We start from the raw sequence: 7,538 nt of genomic DNA on the forward strand, positions 1-7,538 counted from the left end.
GGAATACATGGCCAAACTGGGCGTTCGCACCGTGGATGAACTGGTAGGCCGCACCGACCTGCTGAAGGTAAAGGCCGCCCCCAAGGGGTCCCGCGCCAGTGAAATGGATCTGAGCGCACTGCTCAAGAATCCCTTGCTGGAAGATACCAGTGTGCACTTCGACCCCAAAGCGGTCTATGATTTTGCTCTGGAAAAGACCCCCGACATGCGGGTTTTGATGAAGAAGTTCAAAAAATCCTTCGACATGGCCGAACCCAAACCCATGACCATTACGCTGGATGTAGGCAACACGGACCGTGCCTTCGGCACCATCTTCGGCAGCGAAATCACGGCCAAGTTCGGCAATACGCTGCCCGATGATACCTTCCATGTAATCTGCCGCGGTTATGGCGGCCAGAGCTTCGGCGCTTTTCTGCCCAAAGGCCTGACGCTGGAACTGATCGGCGACTCCAACGACTATATGGGCAAAGGGTTGAGCGGCGGCAAATTGATCGTCTATCCGCCCAAAGAGGTCACCTTTGACCGGAGCGAAAACATTGTGATCGGCAACGTAGCGCTCTACGGTGCGACCGGCGGCAAAGCCTTCATCAACGGCGTGGCCGGCGAACGGTTCTGCGTGCGCAACTCCGGTGCCGTAGCCGTCGTCGAGGGCGTGGGTGACCACGGCTGTGAATATATGACCGGTGGTACCGTAGTGGTGCTGGGTAAGACCGGCAAAAACTTTGCAGCCGGTATGAGCGGCGGCATTGCTTATGTACTGGACGAGGACTGGGACTTCTACCAGCGCGTCAACAAGGACATGGTCAGTCTGGAGCCGGTGGAGCACAAGTATGATGTTTCTCTGCTGAAAGATTTGATCCGTGAACACGTAGAACTGACCGGTTCGCCCCGCGGCAAGGAAATTCTTGACAACTTTGGCGAATACCTGCCCAAGTTCAAGAAAGTCCTGCCCCACGACTACGACAAGATGCTGCGCCTGATTGCCCAGATGGAAGAAAAGGGCGAGGACAGCGAGCAGGCCCAGATCGAAGCATTTTACGCCATGAAAAACGCCAAGTAAGGGAGGCAGACTACAATGGGAAAACCGACAGGATTTATGGAGATCAAACGGCAGACCAGTCTGGAACTGCCGCCCGAAGAGCGTATTCAAAATTTCAAAGAGTTTCACCTTCCGTTGTTGGCAGAGGAACAGCAGGCACAGGGCGCCCGCTGCATGGATTGCGGCGTCCCCTTTTGCCAGAGTGGCATGCTATTGGGCGGCATGTACAGCGGCTGCCCGCTGAACAACCTGATCCCCGAATGGAACGACCTGATTTATCAGGGCAAGTGGGATTTGGCAGTACACCGCCTGATCGCCACCAACCGCTATCCTGAATTCACCAGCCGGGTCTGCCCCGCCCTGTGCGAAGCAGCCTGCACCTGCGGCATGACCACCGGCGATCCGGTCACCGTCAAGGAGAACGAGCGCGCCATTGTGGAATACGGCTACGAGAGCGGCGCCATCCATGCTGTTCCCCCGCCGACCCGCACCGGCAAAAAGGTAGCGGTGGTCGGCGCTGGCCCGGCAGGTCTCTCGGTGGCCGATCTTTTGAACAAACGCGGACACCAAGTAACGATTTACGAGCGCGAGGACCGCGTAGGCGGCCTGCTGATGTACGGCATTCCCAACATGAAGTTGGAAAAGTGGGTCATTGACCGCCGGGTAAAGGTCTTGCAGGAAGAAGGCATTGAGTTTGTGCTGGGGGCTGACGTTGGCAACGACGTAAGCGCCGAAGATCTGAAAGCCCAGTATGACGCAGTGATACTTTGCTGCGGTGCCAAACAAGCCCGTGACCTCAATGCACCGGGACGGGACGCCAATGGCATCTACTTTGCGGTGGACTACCTGACCAGTGTTACCCGCAGTCTGCTGGATTCCCACTTTACCGATGGCAAAGCCATCAATGCCGCCGGCAAGCGAGTGTTGGTCATCGGCGGCGGCGACACCGGCAACGACTGTGTGGGCACCGCCATCCGTCAAGGCTGCGAGAGCGTCCTGCAGTTGGAAATGATGCCCTGCCCGCCGTCGGAGCGTACCCCCGGCAACGACTGGCCTGAATGGCCCCGGGTGCTGAAAACCGACTACGGCCAGCAAGAGGCCATTGCCAAGTTTGGCAGCGATCCGCGCGTGTACCAGACTACCGTCAAGGAATTCTACAAAAACGATGCCGGTCAGGTCTGTGGCGCTCTGCTTGCCAAACTGGAAAGCCAGATTGTGGATGGCCGCCGTCAGATGGTGCCAACCGGAGAAGAATTCTCTGTGGACTGCGATCTGGTACTGATTGCCGCTGGCTTTGTAGGATGCGAGTCCTATGTAGCCGATGCCTTTGGGGTAGATTTGACACCTCGCGGCACCGTTTGCGACACCCAGTATGCCACCAACATTCCCAAGGTTTTTGCCTGCGGTGATATGCGCCGCGGCCAAAGCTTGGTGGTTTGGGCCTTGCGGGAAGGACGCGACACTGCCGCCGTAGTAGACGCTTATCTGATGGGATATACCAACCTGTAATCCTTAGTAACCAAAACCACCCTGCCGGAAATAATCCGGCAGGGTGGTTTTTATCGTTTATAGAAAAGACGCTGCTCAGCGCTCCATCTTCCAGAAAGCGCAGCTATAAGGCGGCAAAGTACTGCCTCCGCCAAAGTCATGGGGTTCCCCGGTAATCAGGTCCATCGCCATACCACAGCCCGCATCAAAGTGGGCCACATAAGGCGCACTGTCGGCGTTGATGGCCACCAACACCCGCTCTTCCTCAGTGCGGCGCTCAAAGATCAGTTGTTTAGGCTGTACCATTACGTTGCGGTAGCTGCCATTGCAGAGCGCCGGGCTGGCCGTACGAGCCTGTGCCAGCAAGGAAATCCAGTGGGTCAGCTCATTTTCTTCGGGCTTTTCGATGGCCGGGCGCAAGGTGGGGTCGCCGTTCTTCTTATCTCCCTCAACGCCCCATTCACTGCCGTAATAGACCGCCGGCACCCCCGGCATGCCGAACAGCAAACCGTACAACGGCTGCAGGCAAGCCTTGTCGGTCAAAATAGTAGCCACCCGGGTCACATCGTGGTTGTCCACAAAGGACAAAAGATGCTTGCCCGTGTAGAGGCACCATGGCTCTGCACCGAACTGCCGGTTAAGGCTGTAACTGATCTCGTGCATATTGCCGGTATTAAAGCTGGAATACAGGCCCTTATAGCACTCGTAGTTGGTCACGCTATGGCAAGCGTGGTCGTTCATCCATCGGTTGTAATCCCCATGGAGTGTTTCCCCTACCAGCACAAACTCCGGCTTGACCTGATCGGCCAGCGCCCGCAGCTCCGACAAAAAGCCCAGATCCAGACAATAGGCCACATCCAGACGCACCCCGTCGATGTCGTAGTCCTTGACCCAGCCGCGGACCACCTCAAACAGATACTGCTTGACCGCCGGATTCTGCAAATTGAGCTTCACCAGTTCGTTGCAGCCCTCCCACGATTCATACCAGAAACCATCGTTGTAGTTGGTATTGCCGTCAAAGCTGATATGGAACCAGTCCTTATACGGGCTGTCCCATTTTTTCTCTTGCACATCCCGGAAGGCCCAAAAGCCACGACCCACATGGTTGAATACGCCGTCCAACAGTACCCGGATCCCCGCCTGATGCAGCGCATCCACCACGGTTTTCAGGTCTTCGTTGGTGCCCAAACGGCAATCCACCTTGGTATAATCGCGGGTATCATAGCCGTGCGCGTCACTTTCAAACAACGGGTTGAAAAGCACACAGGTCGCGCCAAGATTTTGGATATGCTCTACCCAGTCCAGTACCCGCAGCAGTCGATGCTGCTGGGCTTGTTCGCTGTTTCCATCGTTTTGCAGCGGTGCACCACACAACCCCAGCGGATAGATCTGATAGACGACGGCTTCGTTGTACCACATAGTTTTTCCTCCTGTTTTTCGTGGGGAGTATCCCCCGCATATCTATTACAAAAAACGCTTGAGTTTTCGGCGCAGTACCCGCCGGTAATAGAGCGTAACAGCCCCCACAGCACGGTCACATATAATAAAGGACAAATTTCCCATTGCCAAAAGCAGTCCTGCCACAAAAGGGCCGTCTGCCGTCAGTTCTTGCCATACCACAGGCCCCAACAAGGCAGAAAGAAGCCCATAAATCAAGAGGGTCGCTCCGTTGAACACCAACAGAGTAAGACCCCACCGCAGCGCTGCCGGACGGATACGGCATAATCCGCGGCGCAGCACAGGATAATAGCCCATCAGCATCGCGTAAAACAGTGCCAGTTCTGTTTCAGGAACCAGCAGAAGTCCCAGCACGGAGGTTGCCCCATACAGCAGCAGCGCGTATCGGGGGCCATATTCCTCCAACACGGGAATCAGCAAAAAGCTGGCCAACATCGGCGCCGCATAGGTGCCAATCTGCAATGCAGCGCCCAACAGCATCCACACCACCGAAAGCGCACATAGCACACCGCAAAGGGCAACAATTCTGCTTTCGGATCTGTGCATTCCTTTCACCTGCTTTCGCAGTTATTATACCCTATTCCCCTGTGCTTTGCAATTCCGAGAGCTGTTCCACCGTACAAAAAGTATAGCCCTGTGCACGGAACCACTGGATAATATCCGGCAGCGCTTTCACGGTCTGTCCGGTCGCCTTGGTATCGTGAAGCAGGACGACGCAGGTAGAAAGGCCCTCCGCGTCTTCTTGGATATTGCGCAAAATCTGCTGGGCATCTGGATGGGAGGCGGTGGCATCTTCGCCGCACACATTCCAGTCGATCCAATGCCAGCCTTTTTCCTCTGTCTGCGTCTTGAGTGTTTTCATGATTTCCCGGCCGCCGTAACGGTAACTTACCGTATTGGTACTGCCGCCGGGGAACCGCAGCCATGTCACATCCTCCAGCAGCAGATAGGGCTCCAGTGCCTGCCGCAGTTGCTTGATATCCTGCCAAAAAGCATCGCTGCTGCGATAGATCGTCGCATAGCGATGGGTAGCGCTGTGCATGGCCACCTGATGTCCCTGCTCCACGATGGTACGCACCAACGGCAAATATGCCTGATTGATGTCCTGTGCACAGACAAAAAAGGTGGCGGGGACCTTTTCTTCCTCCAAAATATCCAATAGCGGCTGGGTATTCACGCTGGGGCCATCGTCAAAGGTTAGGCACACCAATTTGGGCAGTGCAGTTTCTCCCGTTGCCGCAACAGCCGCAAAGCAGTCGTTGGGAATTTCTGTTTCTGCATATTCCCGATGGTACAACAGATGGATCATCGCCGTCAGCACGGCCAGCAGCAGTCCCAATACCACCCACGCCAAAATTTTTTGGCGTTCTTCTTCCTGTCGGCGATTGTAACGGATGGTGCTCCCCTCCCCGCATGATTTGCTACAAGGTATGCACCGTGTGGACAAAATAAAACCCCGCTTTCCTTTGACGGAAAACAGGGTTTTGTAATCAATAGGATTGCACGGTACTCGCGGCACGTTTGCGCCAAAGCCGCGGCGAAAACAGCGCCAACATGGGGTACAGTTCCAAACGGCCGGCCAACATATCAAAGGAGAGCAGCAGTTTTACCGAATCGGAGAAATCCGCAAAAGAACCCATCGGTCCGACCAGTTCCAGACCGGGCCCCACATTGTTGAAGCAGGTAGCCACCGCCGTAAAGGTAGCTACCAAATCAAATCCATCCAGAGATACCAGCAAAACCGAAGCCGAGAACAACAACATGTAAATATTGAAGTAGTTATGGACCCCGCGCAGCGTCTTTTCATCCAGAGGTTTTCCCTCAAAACGGACGGTGGTAACAGCATGGCTGTGCAGCATCTTATTCAGATCTTGCCGGGCTGCCTTAAAGAAGATAATGATGCGGGAAACTTTCAATCCGCCAGCAGTGGATCCCGCACAGGCACCAACGAAAATCAGAAGCACCAGCACGGTACGGGAATAGTTGGGCCAGAGATTGAAGTCCGCCGTGGCATAGCCGGTGGTTGTGACCACTGAGGCCACCTGAAAGAAAGCAGTGCGCAACGCCGTCCCCACATTATCGTACAAGCTGGCAATGTTGATGGTGATGGTAATGGTGGAGAACGCCACAATCCCCAGATAGACCCGCAATTCTTCCGAGCGGAAGGCATCACGGAAATGGCGCAGCAGTATGAAATAGTACAGGTTGAAATTGATACAAAAGAGCAGCATAAAGATGCCGATAACCACTTCAAAGAAGGGATTATTGTACGCACCTACGCTGAGTGCCTTGTTGCTGAAACCACCTGTACCGGTCGTGCCAAAGGAATGAATCAGTGCATCGTACAGCGGCATACCGCCAACGCAGAGGATGATCACCTCTGCAACTGTCATCACGAAATAAATCTCGTACAGAATTTTGGCACTGTCCCGCAGTTTGCTGGAGATCTTACCCACCGTAGGCCCCGGGACCTCAGCACGCATCAGGTGCATAGCCCGTCCATCTGTCATAGGCAGAATGGCCATAGCAAAGACCAACACGCCCATACCGCCGATCCAGTGGGAGAAACTGCGCCAAAACAAAAGGCCACGGCTCATCGACTCCACATCGGTCAAAATTGTAGAACCGGTCGTGGTAAAGCCGGAAACCATCTCGAAAAAGGCATCAAAAAAGGACGGGATCTCGCCGGAAATAACAAAGGGCAGCGCCCCAAATACCGACATCAATACCCATACCAACGCCACGATCAACAAACCGTCCCGGGCGTAAATCGTGGTATTGCGGGGGCTGCGGTGGCTTAACAACGCCCCCAATACTGCCCAACCCGAGAATGGGCCACAAAAAGGCCAGCACGATATTCCATTCCCCATACAGGGCGGAGCAGACCGTCGGGCAAAGCATCAGCACCGCTTCGATCAAAAAGATGCGGCCTAACACAAAACCTACCATTTTAAAGTTCATGCCCGGCGCCTCACTTTACAATATCCCGCAGCGCATGCAACGTCGTATCGGTGGTAACGACCACCACATCGTCCCCTTCGGACAGCACATCGTCACCGGAGGGGATCACCGTCTGCCCATTGCGCCGCACAATGCCGACGATGAGCAGCCCGTCTTTCAGCTGTAAATTCTTTAAGGGGGTACCAATAAACGGCACACCATGCCCCACGTTGAACTCCAGCGCTTCTACGCGGCCCCCTACTAAGCGATGCAGCGTTTTGATGTTATCGGAATCCAAGCTGTTTTGCATAGCACGAACATACCGAGCAATAGCTTCACTGGTGACTGCTGCCGTCGAAACCACACTGTCCACCAGATTGTTGGCGGCAGCCAGATCCGCAAACGAGGGACGATTGATCTTGGCCACCACTTTGCAGGAGTTGAACTGGGAGGCATACATCGCCAAGATAATATTGGTTTCGTCCATGCCGGTCAGCGCCACAAAAGCATCCATCTCGGCAATGCGCTCTTCGCTGAGCAGTTCACTGTCGGCGCCATCCCCGTGGATCACCAACACACCGGGGAATTTTTCGCTCATATCCTGACAGCGCCG

Annotated in this window: 6 protein-coding genes and 1 pseudogene; 2 read left to right on the forward strand and 5 right to left on the reverse strand. The window is 54.9% G+C overall.

Annotated elements, in window-relative coordinates:
* Nucleotides 1–1,060, forward strand: a pseudogene (locus Q0526_RS09815) (glutamate synthase subunit alpha); the annotation flags it as partial.
* 15 nt (nt 1,061–1,075) lie between these two features.
* Nucleotides 1,076–2,548 carry a glutamate synthase subunit beta gene (locus Q0526_RS09820; RefSeq protein ID WP_298733021.1) on the forward strand — a complete coding sequence of 491 codons (1,473 nt, stop codon included), beginning with the start codon at nt 1,076–1,078 and terminating at the stop codon, nt 2,546–2,548.
* Nucleotides 2,549–2,623: 75 nt separating this feature from the next.
* Here the strand turns inward: Q0526_RS09820 and Q0526_RS09825 are convergent, their stop codons facing one another.
* The 5 genes from Q0526_RS09825 to Q0526_RS09845 form a co-directional block, all read right to left on the reverse strand.
* Entirely contained in the window at nt 2,624–3,946 is a 1,323-nt protein-coding gene (locus tag Q0526_RS09825; RefSeq protein ID WP_298733024.1) for an alpha-amylase family glycosyl hydrolase, read from the reverse strand.
* A gap of 45 nt (nt 3,947–3,991) precedes the next feature.
* Nucleotides 3,992–4,531: a hypothetical protein gene (locus tag Q0526_RS09830; protein ID WP_298733026.1), complete on the reverse strand. Its 540-nt coding sequence runs from the start codon at nt 4,529–4,531 to the stop codon at nt 3,992–3,994.
* A 31-nt stretch (nt 4,532–4,562) separates the two neighbouring features.
* Nucleotides 4,563–5,330, reverse strand: coding sequence for a polysaccharide deacetylase family protein (locus tag Q0526_RS09835; protein WP_298733032.1), 768 nt, complete (start codon nt 5,328–5,330; stop codon nt 4,563–4,565).
* 145 nt (nt 5,331–5,475) lie between these two features.
* Nucleotides 5,476–6,798 (reverse strand): TrkH family potassium uptake protein, encoded by a 1,323-nt coding sequence (locus Q0526_RS09840; RefSeq protein WP_298733028.1) that lies wholly within the window; start codon nt 6,796–6,798, stop codon nt 5,476–5,478.
* Between the two features lie 158 nt (nt 6,799–6,956).
* The coding region (locus Q0526_RS09845) for an NAD-binding protein (RefSeq protein ID WP_298733030.1) at nt 6,957–7,538 on the reverse strand (582 nt) is incomplete at its 5' end.

The organism is uncultured Subdoligranulum sp., assembly GCF_937890665.1.